We start from the raw sequence: 21,193 nt of genomic DNA, 5'->3' as shown, positions 1-21,193 counted from the left end.
AACATGAACGAATGGAATCTTGATGCCCTATATACGTCATTTCAAGACAAAAATTTTCAAGAAGATTTAAACACGCTTAAAGATTTGAATAAGAACTATCCTACTTATAGAAGTGAGAAAACAGAAGCATCATTACATAAAATAATAGAGACAAAAATAGAAATTGAAAAGAGAATAGAAAGGCTGCATTTTTTTATACAGCTTTCTTTATCGGCTCATACAGATGATGCGGAGGCAACACGTTATCTTGATCAATTAAATAATATAACTGCCTCAATGATAGGAGAAGATATTAAGAATAATGCCTATATTGCGGAGTTTGATTTAGATAGTTGTCAGGATCCTTTTATTAAGGAACATGCTTATATTCTTCATGAAATTAAAAATAAACAGAAGTATGTATTAGATGAAAAAGAAGAATCTATTATAGCTCATATGAAAAATACAGGTTCTTATGCTTGGATGAAGCATAAGGATATGGTTGTATCTTCTATTAAAGTGAATATAGATGGATATGATTATCCTTTGACTAAAGTACTGAACATGGCTCATAGTCCAGATAAGCAGACAAGAATGAAAGCTTATTTCGCAGAACTAGATGCCTATAAACCATATGAAGAAACGATTGCGACATGTTTAAGTGGAATCAAGGGAGAAGTGCTCTATACAAGTAAACTGAGAGGTTATGAATCACCATTAGAAGAATCATGTATCAAATCACGATTAAAGATGGAGACTCTTAATACATTACTTTCTGTTATGAAAAAGAATATGCCAGAAATAAGAGAATACCTTAAAATCAAGGCAGACTATCTAGGCTATCAGAACGGCTTGCCTTGGTTTGAACTTTATGCGCCTGTTGTTGAAGATGATGAAGAATATTCATTTGAGAAAGGGTCTCAGTTTGTCATTGATCAGTTCTATACATTCTCAAAACATTTAGGTGATTTTGCGACTCATGCAATTAAGAATCATTGGGCTGATGTCTATCCAAGAGAAAATAAAGTCAGCGGTGCATTCTGTGAAAATATTAGAAGTTTGAAACAAAGTCGTTTCTTATTCAACTATGGAAATCATTTCTCTGATGTGATTACTGTAGCCCATGAATTTGGTCATGGTTTCCATGGAAGATGTTTAGGTGATCAAACAATATTGAATACCCATTATCCAATGCCGATTGGAGAAACAGCCTCTAACTTCTGTGAAACAATAGTGGGAAAAGGTGCATTAAAATCAGCTACACCTACTCAAAAGATTGTGATATTAGAGAATACATTAAGTAATGCAACTCAGGTGATCTGTGATATTTATTCCCGTTTCTTATTTGAAAGCCGCTTCTTTGAAGCAAGAAAACAAGGTCCAGTGAGTGCTAAAGAAACAAAGAAAATCATGCTTCAAGCACAGATAGAAGCGTATGGTGATGGATTAGATCATAATTATCTCCATCCATATATGTGGACATGGAAACCTCATTATTATGATTCAGACTATTCATTCTATAACTACCCATACGCCTTTGGTTCATTACTTGCGAAAGGACTTTATGCACTTTATCAAAAAAAACCTGAACACTTCCCAGAGGATTATGAAACATTCCTTTCAGTTACAGGTAAGATGGATTTAGAAGATATTGCGAAAACACTTGATATAGATCTCACAGATGAGTCATTCTGGCAGAGTTCTATTGATATCATCAAAGAAGATATTAATACATTTAAAACACTTCTAGAGGAATACAAACATGATTGATACGTTCTATCAAAAAGAAAACCTAGAAGTTTATAAACGTTATCTCTATTTCCAGTTAAAAGATGATTCTCGTTTTCAAACACAATTTAATGACAATGAATATCACATTACTTATCAATCACGCACTGCATCTATTCACTTTCATGATATAGGTATGATAGAAGAAGAGATTATCAGCGATGATAAGCAGATCTTCTATCTTCATTTTCCATTGACTACATTTCCTATTGCCTTAGAACTTTATCAATGTATGATCAATAAACTCATAGAAGAAAAAGTAGAACCAATGAAGGTGGTTTTATGCTGTAGTGGGGGAATGACATCAGGATTTTTTAAGGAAAAGATGCAGAACTATATTTTAAAAAACAACCTCCCATTGATCATAGAAGGGGCAGCAGTTCATACTGTAGAAAAGAAGTGTCTCTATTATGATGTTGTATTATTAGCACCACAAATGGGTTATAAGAAAGAAGAGATAGAAACATTGACACATAAATATGTAGGTGTGATTGATCCTCAGGTCTTTGCAACATATGATTGTGGCGCATTATACAAACAGATTCAATATTACTATAGGAGAAATAAAGAATGAATGATACAAAAAGCGATATGATTTCAGGCGAACTCTATCAGCCATTTTCAAAAGAACTCTATAATGATCGTCTTTATTGTAAGAGTCTCTGTCATGAGTTAAACAATCTTTCACCGCTTAAAAGAGATGATATCAATCTTATACTAGATAAACTATTAAATGAATGGAATGAAGCTTTTATTGAACAACCTTTTCATTGTACATATGGCTATAATATTTCTTTAGGGAAGAACTTCTATTCTAAAGATAATCTCTTTATTGATGATAGTGGAATAGTGTCTATTAGTGATAATGTGACTATTGGATATAATGTCACAATACTCACATCAGTTACACCAACGAGTAGCCAGGATCGTGCAAAAGGATTAGAAAGTACACTTCCAGTACGTATTTATGAAGGAGTATGCATTGGATCCAATACAGTGATTTATCCAGGTGTAAAGATCAATAGAGAATCTATTATTGAACCAGGATCAGTTGTAAAGGATGACATCCCACCATTTGTGATTGCAGGAGGCAATCCATGTCGTGTAATGAACGCAATTGATGATAAGGACTTGATGAGAAAATGAGAGAATTAGGACAATTATATGACTATACACTCCTTCATTTCCTTCATCATCTTGCTGAAAGTACAAATGGTGCACTTACACCATTCTTTCGCTTTATCTCTTATTTTGGTGATAACGGCATCTTCTTTATCGCTTTATCCTTGGTACTCATTTATTTTAAAAAGACAAGAAAACTCGGTATATGTATCCTCATTAGTCTTGCGATAGGCGCTATCTTTACAAGTCTCTTTTTAAAGAATGCGATAGGACGTCATCGTCCTTATTTATCCGGTGTAGACGAATACTATAACTGGTGGAAGTATGTAGGAGGCTTACATTATAAAGAATTCTCATTTCCTTCAGGACATACTACAGCCACTATGGCTGTTATGATGTGTATATTCTTAACATGCAATAAGAAATACAGCTGGTTAGTTTTTATCTTTGTCGCATTAATGGGTCTAAGTCGTAATTATTTCATGGTGCACTACCCAACAGATGTTCTGGGTGGTATTATGGTAGGCGGAGTATCTGGTCTTATTTCATATTTGATATGTTATAAGAGTAAACTATTGGGAGGAAGAACATGAAACTAACAATGCTAGGTACGGGGAATGCCTTAGTCACTAAGATTTATAACACATGTTTCGTCTTAGAAGACAACCATCAATACTTTATGGTTGATGCAGGAGGAGGAAACCAGATCCTAACTCAGCTAAAAAAAGCAGGATATGATTGGAAGGATATGAAACATATCTTCTTGACTCATAAGCATATTGACCATCTACTAGGAATGGTCTGGATGATGCGTATGATTACACAGTTCATGAATGCAGGTAAATATGAAGGTGATGCTTATATCTATGGTCATGATGAAGTCATTCATATTTTAAAGGATATGGCTGATACACTTCTTGTACCAAAACAGAGTGCATTAATTGGAAAAAGACTTCACTTAGTAGAAGTGAAGGATCAAGAAACTAAAGAAATTATGGGACATCCAGTCACTTTCTTTGATATTCATTCAACTAAAGCCAAACAGTTTGGTTTCATGGTGGAATATGATGGTAAGAAACTCACATGCTGTGGTGATGAACCTTATTGTGAAGAAGAGAAAGTCTATGCAGAGAATGCGGATGTACTCTTGCATGAAGCATTCTGTTTATATGAAGAAAGAGACTTCAGACATCCTTATGAAAAACATCATTCAACAGTGAAAGATGCCTGTGAACTTGCGCAAAAACTTCATATTAAGAATCTTGTACTCTATCATACAGAAGATGATCATGTAGACAATCGTAAAGAACTCTACAAGGCAGAAGGTGTACACTATTATACAGGAAATATATATGTTCCTGATGATTTAGAAGTAATGAAATTTTAGAGCTATCATTTGATAGCTTTTTATATTAATAATTTTTTTAAAAAAGTGCGATATATATATATGTTAATTAACAAGTAGTATATAATATAAATAGATATAAAACTTGAAAGAAAGGATGATGATTATGAGTAAAAAGAAACGCGTCATTTCAGAAGAAAAGACAAAAGAACTTCAAAAAGATTGGCAAGGCTATGGCGCGATGACAGTGGCATATAGTCTTGTAGTTATCATTATCGTTCTTATTGCGATTATCGCAAAATTGTATTTCTAATAGAAAAGCCTCTGGATTATTTTCCAGAGGTTTTCCATTTCTGTCCATATTGATCTGCTTTGATAATAGCTTCTAATAAATTCTTTGAAGTCACTTCAAAAGGCATATTTAATGTCGTAGATCCTTCTTTAACTGCTTCTAAGCATACATGCATTAATGCTTCTTCATCTACTTCTTTCATCCCTAAATCAGAAAGTGTAGTAGGTAAATCTAATGCTTCTAAGAATTCATAATAGCTCTTTAATGTATCCTTAGGAGTATTCTCTAATACCAATTGTACAAGTGTACAAAAAGCGACTTTTTCACCATGCATCTTACTATTTGTTTCAGGAATAAGAGTGAACGCATTATGCAAGCCATGACCTACAGCTTCTCCACCTGATTCAAAACCTATACCACTTAAATAAATATTAGCTTCTATCACATTCTCTAGTGCTTCTGTGACTTTATGTTGCTTACAATCTTCTACAGCCTGCAATCCATAAGAATAGACAATATCAAAACAAGCCTTAGATATTGCGAAAGCACTTCTTGTTACCTGACTATGAAGACAATTCTCACTATGACTCACATAACAAGCCTTTGCTTCAAAATAAGTACTAAATGCATCACCAATACCCGTTCTCAGTAATCTTACTGGGGCATTCGCAATGACCTGTGTATCCACAATCACTTGATCTGGACTTTTAGGTAAATATAAATAATGATCAAACGTATGATCATCATGGTAAATCACTGATAAAGAAGAACATGGGGCATCCGTACTTGCGGCAGTAGGTATAACGACAATAGGCTTTTTCGCATAATAACCACATGCTTTAGTCGTATCTAATACCTTTCCTCCACCGACACCGACAATCACTTCACCATTCGTTTCTTCTACAATATGTTGTATTCTTTCAATCTCGCTCATGCTACATTCATTTTGAAATAGTACAACAGTCATTTCCTGTTCATGTAAGCTTTCCTCTATCTGAGGTATAAACATCTCTTTCAAGTTTTCACTTGTAATTACAACTATTCTTTTATAATCTTTTAAATCATCACCAAGACATTTTAATTCATCTTTTCCCTGTCTATATCTTGTTGGTGCACCAATCATCTTACTCATAACATCACGCTCCTATTTCTATTATAGAACATAAAAAAACAATGAGGAGAATTTTCTCCTCATTGTTTACATATCACAAAGACCTTTGTCTTCTCCGTATACTGAATACCAATCATTATTGAAATCAGTCACAGCTTTAGAAATACTTGGATTTTCAAAGATAGCCTTTAATACGCTTACTGGTGCAGTGACAGCCTGACTACCTGCATTAAATGCATCTCTTACCTGCTGTACACCCTTGAAGCTTGCAGCAAGAATCTTACAGTCATAACCATCTTCTACAATTCTATTAGATAAATGAGCCATTAATTCAAAAGGATCATTTCCTAAGTTTCCAATTCTATTTGTATAAGGTGCAATATAATCAGCACCTGCTGCGAGTGCCATATAAGCCTGCATCAAATCATAAACAGCTGTGGCAGTTACATTTTTACCTTCAGCCTTTAAAATCTTCATTGCCTTAACACCTTCATAAGTAGTAGGAACCTTTACATATACCTTGTCATCTACTTCTTCAAAGATCTTATGTGCTTCTTTCACAATTTCATCTGCTTCTGTCGCAATAACCTGAATATGTAAAGAACGTTCATCACCAATGATTTTTCTGATTTCTCTCATATGTCCAAAGAAATCCTTTGGGCTAGTCTTCTTTACAATACTTGGGTTACTTGTGACACCTACGATTGGTAAGTGATCTACCGCATCTCTAATTTCTTCTAAATCTACTGTATCAATAATAAATTCCATTGTTTTTCTCCTCCTATAAACTCTGTTCAGTTCTACCGATAATATCATCCTGAGTTGCTTTAGATAATACATTGAAGAATGCACTATATCCTGCAACACGTACAATTAAGTCCTTATGATTTTCTGGATGCTTTTGTGCATCTATTAAAGTTTCCTTAGAAACAATGTTGTACTGTACATGGTAACCATGGAGACGATTAAAGAATGTACGAATCAATAATTCTAGTTTCTGTTTGTTTTCCTCTGTAGAAAGCATCTGAGGTGTCATCTTCTGGTTAAGAAGTACGCCTCCTGTGATCTTTTCAGTACGAAGCTTAGATATACTCTTGAATACTGCAGTAGGGCCATTCTTATCTGTGTTATGTGCTGGAGAACATCCTTCAGCGAGTGGTTCATGTGCATTTCTTCCATCAGGAGTAGCCATTGTACCCATACCCTGACCAACATTGGCACTAATTGAAGAAGTACCTGCATAACGGATACCACCAATAGGCCCTCTGTTATAACGAGTATTTGGATACTTTTTGATTTCATCAATATAAGAATCATATGCTTCTACAATTAAGTTATCTGCATAATCATCATCATTACCATACTTAGGTGCTTCATCATTCAACATTTCCTGAATCTTCTTATTTTCAGGTGACTGGAAATCATCTAAGATCGCATTCCATAACTGTTCTCTTGTGATCTTCTTTTCATCATAAACAAGCTTCTTGATAGCAGCTAAGCTGTTTGCCATATTCGCAATACCGACCTGAAGACCTGAAATGAAGTCATACACTGCACCACCTTCTTTGATAGTCTTACCTCTACCAATACAGTCATCAGTCAATGCAGAACATAGAATATCTGGGACATCTCTTTCAGATGCCTTATCAATAAAGTTTTCTACAATAACACTATAACGTGTCATTTCTCTTACTGTTTTGTCCCATGCTGCAAGTAAATCTTCATAAGTTTCCATTTCAGTAAAGTAACCATGGCCCTTAGTGAAACGTTTGTTTGTAGTTAAGTCAACACCATTATTCATTGTGCATAATAATACTCTTGGGAAGTTGACATAAGACATACCTGTACAACGATATCCCCATTTACCAGGAACAGCTGTTTCTACACATCCGATAGCACTATAATTATAAGCATCTTCTTCCTTAACACCCCAGTTAATAAATGAAGGAATAATGATTTCATCATTATTTAATGCTGGCATACCAAATCCTAGTTTCATTACTTCAATACATTCATCAAAGAAATGTTTATTCAAGTTTGCATGATAACGTACAGTTAAGTTAGGCTGAGTGAGTCTTGTCTGAGCCACTGATTTTAATACCGCAAAACTTAATTCATTTACTGCATCCTTCTTATCAGTAGTCTGACCACCAATAGTGACATTCTGATACATTGGAGAACCAGCTGAACTTAATGTATGAGCCTGTGAACGTACCTTATTGACTGTGAGTGTCTTGATCCATAAACAAGTAAGAAGTTCTAATGCTTCTTCTTCAGTGATCTTCTTTTCGTTGATATCTTTAATATAGTAAGGATACATATACTGGTCAAAACGTCCATAGCTTAATGAATGACCATTTGATTCAATCTGAAGAATCAACTGAATAAACCATACAGACTGTATTGCTTCACGGAATGAATGAGCAGGTTCATAAGGCACCTTTGCACAGATTCTGCTTATTTCTAATAATTCTTCTTTTCTTGCAGGATTTGTTTCTTTTCCTGCCATTTCCTTTGCAAGAGAACTATAACGAAGTGTGAATGTATGCACTGCTTCAATAACAGTTAAAACTGAATTATAGAACATATACTTATCAACACTATCTGGCTGAGCCAAATCAAGCTTTTCTTTCATTTCTCTTGTGTAAGCTTCATAACCCTTTAATCCTTGTGCAAGAATACGTTCATAGTTGACTGCAAGATGTGCATCCCCTGCATTCAACTTACCTTCCATGCCAAATACACCTGTTTCCATAAATACACTCACTTCTTCAGGTAGTAAAGCTTCACCTCTTGCACGTAGGTTATTATTTTCCCAGAAAGGAGCAATATCTCTTAATTGTTGTTTTGTTTCTTCAGTGATATAGAATACATCACCATCTCTCTTTTCAAAAAGATCTAATTCATCCATGATGAACTTCATTGTATATTCAGGGAATACTGGTGCATTACAATTCTTTGTAGACTGGTTACCTACAATAAGTGTTTTATCTTCAATATAGATAGACATGTTTTCAAGAATCTTCTTCAACATTCTTGCACGAACCATCACACGTGGCTGATTTAAATTTTCCTTATAAGCCTCAGTCGCAAGAACAGCACGTTCTCCATCTACATAAGGCTTTTCATCTAATACTTCTTCTCTGAAAGCTTTCATTCTTTCAGTTAACTGACCAAAATGCTGAGTATTTTCCATTTTTGTTCCTCCTAAAGTTTCATACGTAAGTTTTATGTCTTTCATTACAAGCACATCATACGCATAAAAACGTTATCAGTCAACTACAAATTATGAAAATAATATCATAAACTTTCATATGAAACTTTTGTGTTGCGAAACATAAGTAGAAATGATAGGATAGAAGCGAAAAGAGGGATATGATATGGAAGGAATTATATTTAATATACAGAAATTTAGTATTCATGATGGACCTGGTATTCGTACAACAGTCTTTTTTAAAGGATGCCCATTAAGATGTGAATGGTGTGCTAATCCTGAGAGTCAGGCAGTGAATCCTCAGGTTTTATACAATAATGAAAAGTGTCTTCATTGTGAAACATGTGTACATACCTGTCCTAAAGGGGCTATAAAGATGGAAGATGGCTTGATTCGTATTGATCATAAAACATGTGATCATTGTATGGAATGTGTCAAAGCCTGTCCTGGGAAAGCCTTAACACAGGAAGGTGAAATCAAGACTGTAGAAGAAGTTGTTGATATTTGTATGCAGGACATTGATTTCTATGAAGAATCTAATGGTGGTGTGACTTTATCTGGTGGAGAAGCCATGGTGCAATATGATTTCATGATGGCTCTTGTCCATGCATTAAAAGAAAAAGGAATTCATCTTGCGATTGAAACAACAGGTATTGTAGATCATGAGAAGTTTAAGAAAGCAGCTCCTTTATTTGATCTCTTATTATTTGATGTGAAACAGGCTGATCCAATGAAACATAAGAAGGGAACACATGTCACAAATGAAGTCATTCAAAAGAACTTCAAATGGGCTATTGAACAGGGACTGAATGTATTACCTAGAATACCTGTTATTCCTGGCTTTAATGAAACATTAGAAGATGCGAAAGAACTCGCAACATGTATTAAAGAAGCAGGCGCGAAAGATGTACAGCTTCTTCCATTCCATCAGTTTGGTGAAAATAAATATAAACTACTTGGTAAAGACTATAAGCTTCATGAAGTAGAAGCATTACATCCTGAAGATTTAGTAGATTATCAAAATGAGTTTATTAAGTGTGGGTTGAATTGTTTCTTCTAGATTAATATAATGAGTGCGGAGGTATCTATGAAAGACCGCTATAATAAAATATTAGAACTACTTACAAAAGAAAAGAAAATAGAAGTCAATGAATTATCTCAAATACTTGGGGTATCCAATGTCACTATCCGTAAAGACTTAGATGCACTTGAAGAAAAAGGGATTATTAAAAGAGGACATGGCTATGCCATCCTTGCGAACAAGGATGATATCAATGGACGTTTAGCTTATCATTATGAAATAAAGAAAAGAATTGCACAAAAGGCTGCAGAACTTATTCATGATGGAGATACCATTATGATTGAAAGTGGGAGCTGCTGTGCGATTCTTGCAGATACAATTGCATCAGAGAAACTAGATGTCACTATTGTGACTAACAGTGCTTTTATTGCAGGATATATTCGCGATAAAAAGAATACCAATGTGATTCTTTTAGGTGGTGCTTACCAGAAAGATTCACAGGTTATGGTAGGACCTATCGTGGCACAATGTGCTCAAAACTTCTGTGTTGATCAGTTGTTTATTGGTGCCGATGGTTATAATCCTCGTGTAGGTTTCACAAATAGTGATCATTTACGTGCACAGGCTGTCAGAGATATGGCTGAACAGGCAGAACATATTATTGTCTTAACTGAAAGTGAAAAGTTCAATTCACATGGTGTAGTACCTCTTCAGTTAAAAGAACGTATTGATACAATCATTACTGATGATCATATTCCCGAAGATATTAAAACACATTTGTTATCAGAAAATAAAACATTACTCACTATAGAAAACAAATAAACGGAAGGGGGCCCTTCCGTTTTACTTTAAATCTTTTATAATGCGTTGTAATTCTCCTGGCTGACCATCCTTATAAGGTATCTTATAAGATGTCCCGTCTGTTAAGCATAAACAATTTAATTGTCCTCTATCTGCCACAGCGAGTCCTCCATCAATACCAATCTTATTATGATAATCAGGATCATACCAGATATTAAAAGAATGATCATCATTCACATAACATAAAGGCGTATGACCAAATATATAAGTATATTCAGGATTACATGGATTCATATAGAAATATTCTCTAATCCAGGCAAGTAATTCAGGATCACTATCTTCTATATTGGTTACCTCAGGATCCACTCCTGCATGCACCATTACATAATGCTTACCCTGATAATCAAGTTCTATATAGTTAGGTAGACTATCAATGAAATCAATAATTTCCTGTACAAACTCTTTCTTTATATCAAAATATTCCTCATAAGGAATAGAATCCTTCTGTAAGAACTCTCTTATACTATTTACAGTACCTGTGGCACCATTCTGTTTCCATAAACGATATGCATTATTCAAATCAGAATCTAAATCATTATATTTTAAGCTAGCTGCTAAAGATTGTCTCATCATGATTTCATGATTACCCTTGATCATATGAACATTAGGCATTGCTTTCACAAAATAATATATATCAATTGAATTAGGACCACGATCCATAATATCACCTAGGATATATAACTCATCTTCATCAGTGAATTGAATCTTATTGAGCATCAGCTGCAATAACACAAATTGCCCATGTAAATCAGACATGACAAAAATTCTCTTCACTAATACTCACCTGCCTCTCAAATACATTTTATCATACACAAAAAGGAATGCAAAACAGAACATAATCATCAAAAAAAATAGTTGAATTATGATATGATTATTATAGGTGAGGGATATGGATGAATTTTATCAAAAGACCTATTTAATGATTGTTTTTAAATGGTCTTATTACTATACAAGAAAGAATGTGAAAAATGTCAGATGTGACATTATTGAAGATACTAAAAACTATCATACTGTACGTTTTTATTTAAAGAATCGTGTTGCTTTTTTAACTGTCTGGCATAATGGCATAATAGAGGAACAAATCACAAATGAAGAAGGAAAAGAAATTTATTTCTATCTCCATTATACTTTAAAGAGCTTATCCCAGTTCTTATCTTATTATAGAGATTTTATGGTTGTCTTTTTAAGGGATGCAGATCCTAAACATGTGAAAGTAGGAATTGTAGACCAGGATGGTTTTTCTTCTAGTTATTTAATTGGTTTAATGAAAGAAAGTCTGACAATAGAAAAATCTAATCTAGAAGTAGAATCAGTAAGCCTTTCTTCATTAGAAGAAGTAGAAGGAGACTATGATGCACTTTATTTATCCCCTTCAGTCATGCATTTAAAAGGGGATATAGAGTCCATTGTCTCTGTTCCTGTGTATGTAATTGATCCTCTTGTTTATGCAACTAATGACTTCTATACACTTATACATACAATTTTGTCAAAATAATGCATCTGGCTTGCATTCTTAGTAGTAAATAGTATACTAATAGTAGTAATCATTACTGATTAGGAGAAGAAAACATATGGCGGAGACAAGACTTAGAAGATCTAAGCAACGAGATACGATATATGATATGCTTGTGAATGATCATACGCATCCTACAGCAGAAGTTATTTATTCTCATGTAAGAAGAATCATTCCGGATATATCACTAGGTACTGTTTATCGTAATCTGAATGTTTTGGTCGAAAACGGGTATATCAGAAAATTAAATATAGATGGCGTGACTGTGCATTACGATGGTAATGTGACACCACATCATCATATGGTATGTTCAAAATGTGGAAAGATTGTGGATATACATATTCCACATGGTGCATTTGATGAACTTGTTCATGATATAGAAGAACTAGATCAAGTACACCTCACACATGTTGATATGTTATTTCAAGGAATCTGTAATGATTGTAAGAATATGAAGGAGGATAAAGAAGATGTCTAATTTAAAAGGTACTGAAACATTAAAGAATTTAATGGCTGCATTTGCAGGTGAATCACAAGCAAGAAATCGTTATACTTTCTGGTCTAGTATTGCGAAAAAAGAAGGTTATGTAGAAGTGTCTAAAATCTTTGAAGAAACAGCTAACCAGGAAAAAGAACATGCGAAACGTTTGATGAAACTTATGAACACTGCTGCTCAGGGTGAAACATTACCTGTTGCAGGTGAATTCCCAGTATTAATGGGTACAACTGTAGAAAACTTAAAAGCTGCAGCTGCTGGTGAAAACGAAGAATGGACACATATGTATCCAGAATTTGCTAAGAAAGCTGAAGAAGAAGGATTACCTGAAATCGCAGCTATCTTAAGAGCAATTGCGATGGCTGAAAAGATGCATGAAGAAAGATATTTAAAACTTGCTAAACAGATTGAAGACGGCACAGTATTCAAGAAAGATCATAAAGTACTATGGAAATGTAACAACTGTGGATTTGTAGTAGAATCTTTAGAAGCTCCTACAGTATGTCCAGCTTGTAACCATCCACAGGCTTACTTTGAAGAATACAAATTCTTTGATTAATAAAATTGTGTGCAAAGACAGCGAAAGCTGTCTTTTATTATACGAAAAAAAGACCTCGAAAGAGGTCTTTAACGCATTTTAGCTGCCTGGATTAAATGTTTTGCAAGTACTGCAGTTGTGATGGTACCAACACCACCAGGAACAGGGGTAGCGGCAGAGGCTTTGCCATCAAGAGTCGCATAGTCTACATCACCACATAACTTACCATTCTCATCCACATTGATTCCTACATCAATCATCACGGCATCCTGTCCACAATAATCACTATTTAACATCTTTGCACGTCCTGCAGCTGTAATCACAATTTCTGCATCAGAACATGTCTTCTTTAAATCAACAGTTCTTGTATGAGTCATAGTTACTGTCGCATTCTCTTTAAGAAGCAGCATGGACACAGGTTTACCTACAACCATACTTCTTCCTACGACTGTCACTCTTTTACCTGTTAACTCAATATCATATGCCTTTAATACTTCAATAACGGCTTCTGCAGTACATGGAGAAAATCCAGTTGTATCTCCTGCAAACACCTTCGCAATATTAATAGGAGAAATACCATCTAAATCCTTTTTAGGATCAATCATATTTTCAATATCTTTTTCATTAATAGTACGAGGAAGTGGTCTTAATAATAAGATTCCTGTCACTTCATCATCTTCATTAATATCTTTAAAAGCTTTCTTGAAATCTTCATCGCTAATATCCTGTGGGAAAACATAAGAAGCCACATCTAAACCAAATGACTTTAATTTCTTAGTTGCTCCACGTTCATAACTCATATCATCGGGATTTTCACCCACTCTCACAATCGCAAGCTTAGGTACAAAAGTTAATGTTTCTAACTCTTTTGATACATATTCTTTAATTCCATCAGAAACTTTTTTTCCTCTTAACTCTAACATGATGTTCCTCCTAACTTTTTAATAACACTATTAGTTATTTTATCTGCAAGCAGTTGCCCTTCAACTAATAGCTTCTCAGCACGTTTATTCATCTTCTCAGCCATTTCTCTATTCTTCATAGACTTCGTATTAATATAGACATTCATAATAGAGCCAGTCAACGCACTACGTAGACATTGTACACCAACACCTACATCACTGATTGCCATCACTGAACCTTTCTCATTTAAAGTAGAAAATAACTTCAAAGACTGATAACTTAAATCCATGATCTGTAATGGTACAAGAGATGCATCCAATAAACATGACTCCATCACAAACTCTTTATGTTTCTTTTCTTCCTCAGTATTCTTAGGAAGTCTATAAGCCTCTGCAAGAGGCTTAAAGTTTTCTGCATCATCATCTACAGAAGTGACAAGCTTCTTCTTTAAGTCTTCTAACTTCTCTATGATTTCTCTTATTTCATCTTCTACATCTTTATATTTCTTCTTACCTACAGTTAAGTTACCTACCATGAGTCCTAAAGCACATCCAATAGCGCCCACTAGTCCTGAAGCACCTCCACCACCAGGAGTAGGTGAAGATGAAGATAACTCATCTAAGAAGTCTTTAATCATTTCTTTCATTCTTAACTCCCTCATACGAAAAGACACGAGAACCTCGTGTCTATTTTTCATAAATTATACTCATTTATTTGTATTAATGCAATTAATATGTTTGAAATATATACCTAAATTAATAAGAACACCTATTCCAATTAAACTAAATAAAGCAATTCCTAATGTCACAAAATAACTTTCAGGGAAAATATTGATAATAGGATCTATATCAGGATTGATCAGCCAATAGTTATTGTTGAAAAGGATATGATGCATCATTGTGAATGCTCCATCAAAATTGACATAGGCTGTTCCACCTACAATAAATACGAGTCCTAAAGTAGTGAACCCTGCCCACTTAAATGCTCTATAATCATTCTCTTTGACTGTAGAATAGATGAGATAGATAGTTCCAATCAGTACCACTAACCCAATAATTTCTAAACGATTCATTAATACTTTTACTTCATAAAAATGAAAAACTGTATTTTTAGTCATAGGAAATGCGGGGGTAGAAAGTGCTTTATGAGAGAATAGACTTAAATAGTGAATAATTGTCATATAACTTTCTCTTACTATCTTTTCACTGACCCCAATATTAGAGGCAATTAGTGAAGAAGGATAGAGTACAGGCACAAATGTGACTAAGAGAATAGCACAATCAATAATCAAAAAAGTCAAACATACAGTTAAAAGAATACTTTTAAATTTCTTCATTGTATAAGAAATCTTCTCCCTTTTGAACCTCTACTGTAGATAAATCAGGATAACCCTGTTGTCTTAATGCTTCATAAACACCAATGGCTACAGTATTAGATAAGTTCAAACTACGTGAATCTCCATACATAGGAATACGTACACAATCATCAATATACTTCTTTAAAATATCATGAGGAATACCATCATGCTCATGACCAAAGAAAAGATAATGTTCACCTTCCTGTTTAAAATCATCTTCACTATAAACTTTCTTAGAATAACGTGTAAAGAAATGATAAATACCAGGATTCTCTTTTTCAAACTCTTCAAAGTTTTCATAAACTTTAAAAGTGAGGTGATCAAAATAATCCATAACCGCTCTTTTCATTCTTGGATCATTTAACTTAAACCCTGTCGGTTTAATAATATGTAAAGGTGTATGTGTCGCTGCACATGTTCTCATAATATTACCTGTATTTTGTGGAATCGCAGGATGTACTAATACAACATGATTCATTACTTATGTGCCTCCTCTAAATAATCATATAAAGCCTTTAATGCCTTTGCACGATGAGAGACTTTATTCTTTTCTTCCATAGTCATCACTGCAGAAGTCTTCTTTAATGGTGGATAATAGAAAATAGGATCATAACCAAAGCCATTTTCACCATCAATACAATCGTTTATTTTTCCTTCAAAAGTACCTAAGAAAGTCTTTGTTTCTTCATCAGGAATAGCCAAAGCCATCGCACATACGAAACGTGCTGTCTTATCTTCTTTATCTTTTACAGCATCAATAATCCACTGATTCTTAATATCATAACTTGTATCTTCACCCATAAAACGAGAAGAATAAATACCAGGCTGTTTATCTAATGCATCTACTTCTAAACCAGAATCATCTGCAAGAGTAGGCATATGAATCATATTCATTACTGTTTCAGCTTTAATCACTGCATTTTCTGTAAAAGTAGTCCCTGTTTCTTCAATATCAGGATTATAACCTAATACATCTTTAATAGACTTTACTTCAATACCTAACTTTTCCAACATTGCAGAAATCTCTTTAAGTTTCCCTTTGTTTGTTGTTGCAACTACGATTTCTTTCATTCGCTTTCCTCCATTCCTAACGCTACTTTGACTTCATGGATAGGCATATCCTTTCCTGTCCAAAACTTAAAAGAACATGCACCCTGATAGACAATCATACGTTCTCCATTCATATAATCAAGACCTTTTTGTCTTGCATAACTTAATAGCTTTGTTTCCTTAGGGTTATAAATAATATCAGCTACTTTTAAACCATCAGGTAACATATCAGCACTCTCAATAATACATCCTTCAGGATGAGGTGCCATACCAACACTTGTTGTATTGACTAATAGATAAGTATCCTTTAAATCTTCCTTAATACTTTCCTGATCAATTTTCTTTAAAGTAATAGGGCAGTCTAATTTCTCATTAAGTTCTTTAATAAATGGCTTATCAGAACGATTATAAACCACAATTTCCTTAGCACCAGCCAAAGCAAGAGAAATAATAATTGCACTTGCTGCACCACCAGCTCCAAGTACTACAATCTTATGCTTCGCAATACCCCATCCTTTATCACGGCAGGCCATCACAAAACCTTCTCCATCAGTAATATGACCAATGAGTTTACCATTCTCATTCTTTACCGTATTGATACTCTTTGCAAGTTTTGCCTGTGTTGTGAGTTCATCCATATATTTCATCATATCCTGTTTATAAGGCATAGAAATATTGTATCCCTTAATAGGTAATGTCTTAACAGACGTAATATAGTCATCTAACTGATCTTTAGTCACTTCAAATGCAAGATAAACATCATTAATACCTAATGTTTGAAATGCAGTATTATGCATCATTGGTGAAAAAGAATGTTTAATAGGATTTGCGACAACCCCATATAAACCTGTATATCCAGTAATTGTATTTTTCATAACCTTCTCCTTTTGTCTTGTATTATACATCATTTTGTCGTTATGTGTGACTGTTCTTATAATATTTAGTACAATGGATTATAGAGGTGAAAAGTATGATCAAAAAATTAATTATCAATGCTGATGATTTCGGTATGTGTGAAGGAAACTCCCTAGGTATCCTTCTTGCACACGAAGAGGGACTTGTAAGTTCCACTACAGTGATGATGAATATGCCATATGCTTTATGGGCTCTAGACAAGGCAAAGGCATATCCAAATCTAGGAATTGGTGTTCATTTAACTTTAACTGCTGGTAAACCATTATTACCTGGCAAGAAAAGCTATACAGATGAAGAGGGGAACTTCTTAAGACCAAGTGCCTATGAAGATGAATTCCCAGATGGAGAACCAGATGAAGTCTATGAAGAATGGAAAGCACAGATAGAAGCTTTTATCGCACACACAGGACATCTTCCTACACATCTAGATTCTCATCACTATGTGCATATGGAACATAGACAATTAGAAGTCATCAAGCGTCTTGCCAAGGAATATAACCTTCCTATTAGACAAACAAGATATGTGGATGAAAACTACTTCCCAGCACGTTGTGAATTCTATAAAGATGGTGTAAGCTTTGAAACATTTAAAGAAATTTGTTCAACTGAAGGCTATGATACAGTAGAACTTGTTTGTCATCCTGCTTTAGTTGATGAAAGACTCATGAACGTATCTAGCTACAATATGAATCGTATCAAGGAATTAGAATTACTTAAGAGTGATGAATTCAAACAGTTCATCAAGGATCACGATATTCAGATCATAACTTACGCAGACATAAAAAATAATTAGGTATTTTTAAATAATAGTAGTAGAATGAGAAAAAAGTGAATGGAGTGACATATATGAGATACGCAGATAAGATGAATTACGTAAAAAAATCAGCCATTAGAAGTGTCATGGCTGATGCAAGTGAGAATGGTACGGTAGAGTATATTAGTTTTGCGAGTGGATTCCCTGATCCAGAAGCTATTCCACAGGAAAAGCTAGAAGAAGTAGGACATAAGATTCTTCAAGAAAAGACTTATGAAGTTTTGCAGTATGGCTCTGCCCAGGGTTATACAGGTTTAATAGAATCTTCTAAGTCATTCATTAATAAGCATGAATGTATATGCACAAGTGATGATGATATTATTATTACAACAGGATCACAGCAGGGATTAGATCTTGTGTCTAAGATATTCTGCGATGAAGGAGATTATGTTGTAGTAGAGAACCCAAGCTATTTAGGTGCTTTAAACTCATTTAAATGTAATGGGGCAAAGCTGCTTGGTGTTTCTTTAGAAGAAGATGGTGTAAATCTAAAAGAACTAGAAGAAGCCTTTAAAAAAGGACCAAAGGTATTCTATACAATTCCTAACTTCCAGAATCCTACCGGAGTCACAACATCTCTAGAAAAAAGAAAAGAAATCTATAACCTTGCAGTAAAGTATGATGTAGTTATTCTAGAAGATAACCCTTATGGTTATTTGCGTATTACAGGAGAAGAAGTCCCTTCTATTAAATCTTTAGATCAAGACCATCGGGTTGTTTATGCAGCCAGTCTTTCTAAGATTATCTCACCAGGTATGCGTACAGGAATCATCTGTGCAAGTAAAGATATTATCTCTAAGCTCTTTATGGCTAAACAATCAGGAGATAACCATACAAACAATCTTTCACAATATATGATGGATGCTTTCTTAAGAGAAACAGATATGGATGCACATATTAAACATTTGCAGTCTCTTTATGCAAAGAAATGTAACTTCATGTTAGAGATGATCAAGAAGTATTTCCATCCTTCTATTCATGTCATTGAACCAGAAGGTGGTATGTTTATATGGTTTGATTTACCTGATGGAGTCAGTATGCCAGAATTCGTTCAGGCTTCTATTAAGAAGCATGTAGCCATCGTACCAGGTAATGAATTCATGGTAGATAGTACTAAGCCGTGTCAATCTATTCGTATGAACTTCTCAGCTGCTTCTATGGAGAATATCGAAAAAGGTATTCAGATTTTAGGAGAACTAACATATCAATTCTGTAAATAAAAAAAGCCATTTCTGGCTTTTTTTTAATACATGCCACCTTGTGGCATAACAGGCTGTTGTGGTTCTTCCTTCTTAGGAAGTTCTGCCACACCTGCTTCGGTTGTTAAGAACAAGGCTGAAATACTAGCGGCATTTAATAATGCGCTACGAGTGACCTTAGTTGGATCAATAATGCCTGCTTCAAACATATTAACCCAGTCACCTGTCTTTGCATCAAATCCAAAGTCCTTTTCAGCAGTCTTTTGGATAGATACAATTTCTTCTTCATCATAACCAGCATTGATTGCAATCTGAGTAAGAGGCGCAAATAAAGAATTCATGACTACGTTAATACCCTTCTGGATATCTACATTCGTATCTCTGACCTGATTCTTTAATTCTTCATAGGCTTCTACTAACGCAGCACCACCACCAACAACGATACCTTCATCTACAGCGGCCTTAGTCGCATTAAGAGCATCTTCAATTCTTAATTTCTTTTCTTTTAATTCTGCTTCAGTTGTAGCACCGACTTTAATTGTTGCAACACCGTTAGATAATTTACCAATACGTTCTTTTAGAGTCTTCTTTTCATAATCACTCTTAGTATGAGTTAATTGTGTCTTTAATTCTTCTACACGTTTATTCACTGCTTCACTTGAACTATGACCAATTAGAGTAGTATTGTCTTTCTTTACAATCACTTTCTTGATTGTACCAAGATCTTCAATGGTTAAATCAGAAAGCTTCATATTAAGCTCCTTGTTGTAGAATTTAGCACCAGTTAATACTGCAATATCCTCCAACATTTCTTTCTGTTTATCACCAAATCCTGGAGCCTTAGTTGCTACGACATTAAAGGCACCTCTTAACTTATTCAATACAAGAGATGAAATAGCTTCATTCTCATAATCTTCAGCGATAAGTAATAATGGTTTATTAGCCTTTAATACCTGTTCAAGTACTGGAAGGATTTCCTGCAAATTAGTAATCTTCTGATTAGTGACTAAGATGAGTGGGTTATCCATTTCAACTTCCATCTTATCTGTATCACTTACAAAATAAGGAGATACATAACCCTTATCATACTGCATACCTTCATTGACTTCTAATTCATCATCAAAACTATTAGATTCATCTACATTGATAATACCATCTTTACCAACCTTTTCCATAGCCTGAGCAATCAATTCACCAATATGACTATTAGAAGAAGAAATAGTCGCAACTGATGCAATATCTCTGCTTGTTTCTACCTTATGAGAATTCTTTAATAATACTTCTGCCACTGCTTTAGAAGCTCTTTCAATACCTTCTCTCATAAGTACAGGGTTTGCACCTTTTTCAACCTGCTTCATGCCATTCACAATCATATCTCTTGCAAGAATTGTGGCAGTTGTTGTACCATCACCTGCAATATCATTTGTATTATTGGCTACTTCATATACAAGTTTTGCACCCATATTTTCAAAATGATCTTCTAATTCTATTTCCTTGGCAATAGAAACACCATCATTCGTAATTAAAGGAGAACCATAACTCTTCTCTAATACTACATTTCTACCTTTAGGACCAAGTGTAACACTCACTGCATCAGCAAGAGTATTCACACCCTTCAACATTGATTGACGTGCATCACTAGAAAAACGTATTTCTTTACTCATAGCTTATTCCT

24 protein-coding genes are annotated in these 21,193 nt (G+C 34.4%); 13 read left to right on the top strand and 11 right to left on the bottom strand.

What is annotated here, in order from left to right:
• Window positions 1–3 precede the first annotated feature (3 nt).
• The 6 genes from H8909_RS05145 to H8909_RS05120 all read left to right on the top strand — a co-directional run bounded on the left by H8909_RS05145 (window position 4) and on the right by H8909_RS05120 (window position 4,547).
• Window positions 4–1,749: a M3 family oligoendopeptidase gene (locus tag H8909_RS05145; protein WP_187012089.1), complete on the top strand. Its 1,746-nt coding sequence runs from the start codon at window positions 4–6 to the stop codon at window positions 1,747–1,749.
• On the top strand, window positions 1,742–2,341 hold the full coding sequence (locus tag H8909_RS05140) for a PTS sugar transporter subunit IIB (protein ID WP_187012088.1): 600 nt from the start codon (window positions 1,742–1,744) through the stop codon (window positions 2,339–2,341). Before H8909_RS05145 ends, H8909_RS05140 begins: the two co-directional genes overlap by 8 nt.
• On the top strand, window positions 2,338–2,913 hold the full coding sequence (locus tag H8909_RS05135; protein WP_187012087.1) for a maltose acetyltransferase domain-containing protein: 576 nt from the start codon (window positions 2,338–2,340) through the stop codon (window positions 2,911–2,913). Before H8909_RS05140 ends, H8909_RS05135 begins: the two co-directional genes overlap by 4 nt.
• Window positions 2,910–3,482: a phosphatase PAP2 family protein gene (locus tag H8909_RS05130; protein ID WP_187012086.1), complete on the top strand. Its 573-nt coding sequence runs from the start codon at window positions 2,910–2,912 to the stop codon at window positions 3,480–3,482. The genes H8909_RS05135 and H8909_RS05130 overlap by 4 nt, the downstream gene beginning before the upstream one ends.
• Window positions 3,479–4,276 (top strand): MBL fold metallo-hydrolase, encoded by a 798-nt coding sequence (locus H8909_RS05125; protein WP_187012085.1) that lies wholly within the window; start codon window positions 3,479–3,481, stop codon window positions 4,274–4,276. The genes H8909_RS05130 and H8909_RS05125 overlap by 4 nt, the downstream gene beginning before the upstream one ends.
• A gap of 124 nt (window positions 4,277–4,400) precedes the next feature.
• Entirely contained in the window at window positions 4,401–4,547 is a 147-nt protein-coding gene (locus H8909_RS05120; RefSeq protein ID WP_022424163.1) for a hypothetical protein, read from the top strand.
• Window positions 4,548–4,563: 16 nt separating this feature from the next.
• On the opposite strand, the gene H8909_RS05115 is transcribed toward H8909_RS05120, so the two are convergent.
• The 3 genes from H8909_RS05115 to H8909_RS05105 all read right to left on the bottom strand — a co-directional run bounded on the left by H8909_RS05115 (window position 4,564) and on the right by H8909_RS05105 (window position 8,833).
• Entirely contained in the window at window positions 4,564–5,658 is a 1,095-nt protein-coding gene (locus H8909_RS05115; protein WP_187012084.1) for a glycerol dehydrogenase, read from the bottom strand.
• Window positions 5,659–5,724: 66 nt separating this feature from the next.
• Window positions 5,725–6,405 carry a fructose-6-phosphate aldolase gene (locus tag H8909_RS05110; protein WP_117459327.1) on the bottom strand — a complete coding sequence of 227 codons (681 nt, stop codon included), beginning with the start codon at window positions 6,403–6,405 and terminating at the stop codon, window positions 5,725–5,727.
• A gap of 13 nt (window positions 6,406–6,418) precedes the next feature.
• A complete protein-coding gene (locus H8909_RS05105; RefSeq protein WP_187012083.1) occupies window positions 6,419–8,833 on the bottom strand; it encodes a glycyl radical protein in 2,415 nt (804 codons plus the stop codon).
• A 184-nt stretch (window positions 8,834–9,017) separates the two neighbouring features.
• Between H8909_RS05105 and H8909_RS05100 the strand changes: the two genes are divergently transcribed.
• Entirely contained in the window at window positions 9,018–9,911 is an 894-nt protein-coding gene (locus H8909_RS05100; RefSeq protein WP_187012082.1) for a glycyl-radical enzyme activating protein, read from the top strand.
• Window positions 9,912–9,938: 27 nt separating this feature from the next.
• The gene (locus tag H8909_RS05095) at window positions 9,939–10,694 is read left to right on the top strand and encodes a DeoR/GlpR family DNA-binding transcription regulator (protein WP_187012081.1); all 756 of its coding nucleotides are present in this window, start codon (window positions 9,939–9,941) and stop codon (window positions 10,692–10,694) included.
• Between the two features lie 21 nt (window positions 10,695–10,715).
• On the opposite strand, the gene H8909_RS05090 is transcribed toward H8909_RS05095, so the two are convergent.
• Window positions 10,716–11,507 (bottom strand): metallophosphoesterase, encoded by a 792-nt coding sequence (locus H8909_RS05090; RefSeq protein ID WP_226793534.1) that lies wholly within the window; start codon window positions 11,505–11,507, stop codon window positions 10,716–10,718.
• Between the two features lie 115 nt (window positions 11,508–11,622).
• Between H8909_RS05090 and H8909_RS05085 the strand changes: the two genes are divergently transcribed.
• The 3 genes from H8909_RS05085 to rbr all read left to right on the top strand — a co-directional run bounded on the left by H8909_RS05085 (window position 11,623) and on the right by rbr (window position 13,301).
• Window positions 11,623–12,228 (top strand): PTS sugar transporter subunit IIB, encoded by a 606-nt coding sequence (locus H8909_RS05085; protein WP_187012080.1) that lies wholly within the window; start codon window positions 11,623–11,625, stop codon window positions 12,226–12,228.
• 76 nt (window positions 12,229–12,304) lie between these two features.
• Window positions 12,305–12,724, top strand: coding sequence for a Fur family transcriptional regulator (locus H8909_RS05080; RefSeq protein WP_187012079.1), 420 nt, complete (start codon window positions 12,305–12,307; stop codon window positions 12,722–12,724).
• Entirely contained in the window at window positions 12,717–13,301 is a 585-nt protein-coding gene (gene rbr, locus H8909_RS05075) for a rubrerythrin (RefSeq protein ID WP_006504321.1), read from the top strand. Before H8909_RS05080 ends, rbr begins: the two co-directional genes overlap by 8 nt.
• Window positions 13,302–13,369: 68 nt before the next feature.
• Here the strand turns inward: rbr and H8909_RS05070 are convergent, their stop codons facing one another.
• From H8909_RS05070 to aroE, 6 genes are read right to left on the bottom strand one after another with little or no spacing between them, the layout of a single operon-like run.
• Complete coding sequence (locus tag H8909_RS05070; protein WP_187012078.1) at window positions 13,370–14,203, bottom strand: bifunctional 5,10-methylenetetrahydrofolate dehydrogenase/5,10-methenyltetrahydrofolate cyclohydrolase; 834 nt, start codon at window positions 14,201–14,203, stop codon at window positions 13,370–13,372.
• On the bottom strand, window positions 14,197–14,829 hold the full coding sequence (locus H8909_RS05065) for a cyclodeaminase/cyclohydrolase family protein (protein WP_117459319.1): 633 nt from the start codon (window positions 14,827–14,829) through the stop codon (window positions 14,197–14,199). Before H8909_RS05065 ends, H8909_RS05070 begins: the two co-directional genes overlap by 7 nt.
• 60 nt (window positions 14,830–14,889) lie before the next feature.
• Window positions 14,890–15,519 (bottom strand): TIGR01906 family membrane protein, encoded by a 630-nt coding sequence (locus H8909_RS05060; protein WP_187012077.1) that lies wholly within the window; start codon window positions 15,517–15,519, stop codon window positions 14,890–14,892.
• Window positions 15,506–16,018, bottom strand: a complete 513-nt coding sequence (locus H8909_RS05055; RefSeq protein ID WP_006504316.1) for a tRNA (cytidine(34)-2'-O)-methyltransferase — start codon at window positions 16,016–16,018, stop codon at window positions 15,506–15,508. The genes H8909_RS05060 and H8909_RS05055 overlap by 14 nt, the downstream gene beginning before the upstream one ends.
• Window positions 16,018–16,611, bottom strand: a complete 594-nt coding sequence (locus tag H8909_RS05050) for an XTP/dITP diphosphatase (protein ID WP_187012076.1) — start codon at window positions 16,609–16,611, stop codon at window positions 16,018–16,020. Before H8909_RS05050 ends, H8909_RS05055 begins: the two co-directional genes overlap by 1 nt.
• The gene (gene aroE / locus H8909_RS05045; protein WP_238928220.1) at window positions 16,608–17,465 is read right to left on the bottom strand and encodes a shikimate dehydrogenase; all 858 of its coding nucleotides are present in this window, start codon (window positions 17,463–17,465) and stop codon (window positions 16,608–16,610) included. The genes H8909_RS05050 and aroE overlap by 4 nt, the downstream gene beginning before the upstream one ends.
• A gap of 95 nt (window positions 17,466–17,560) precedes the next feature.
• Here aroE and chbG point away from each other — a divergent pair, with 95 nt between their 5' ends.
• Together chbG and H8909_RS05035 are read left to right on the top strand one after the other, a co-directional pair.
• Entirely contained in the window at window positions 17,561–18,298 is a 738-nt protein-coding gene (gene chbG / locus H8909_RS05040) for a chitin disaccharide deacetylase (protein WP_187012074.1), read from the top strand.
• A 53-nt stretch (window positions 18,299–18,351) separates the two neighbouring features.
• A complete protein-coding gene (locus tag H8909_RS05035) occupies window positions 18,352–19,539 on the top strand; it encodes an aminotransferase-like domain-containing protein (RefSeq protein ID WP_117459314.1) in 1,188 nt (395 codons plus the stop codon).
• Window positions 19,540–19,562: 23 nt separating this feature from the next.
• Here the strand turns inward: H8909_RS05035 and groL are convergent, their stop codons facing one another.
• The gene (gene groL, locus H8909_RS05030) at window positions 19,563–21,182 is read right to left on the bottom strand and encodes a chaperonin GroEL (RefSeq protein ID WP_187012073.1); all 1,620 of its coding nucleotides are present in this window, start codon (window positions 21,180–21,182) and stop codon (window positions 19,563–19,565) included.
• Window positions 21,183–21,193: the final 11 nt, after the last annotated feature.

This window comes from Catenibacterium faecis, from assembly GCF_014306455.1.
Classification (GTDB): Bacteria; Bacillota_I; Bacilli_A; order Erysipelotrichales; family Coprobacillaceae; genus Catenibacterium; species Catenibacterium mitsuoka_A.
This window is presented reverse-complemented; position numbering and strand designations above follow the sequence as displayed.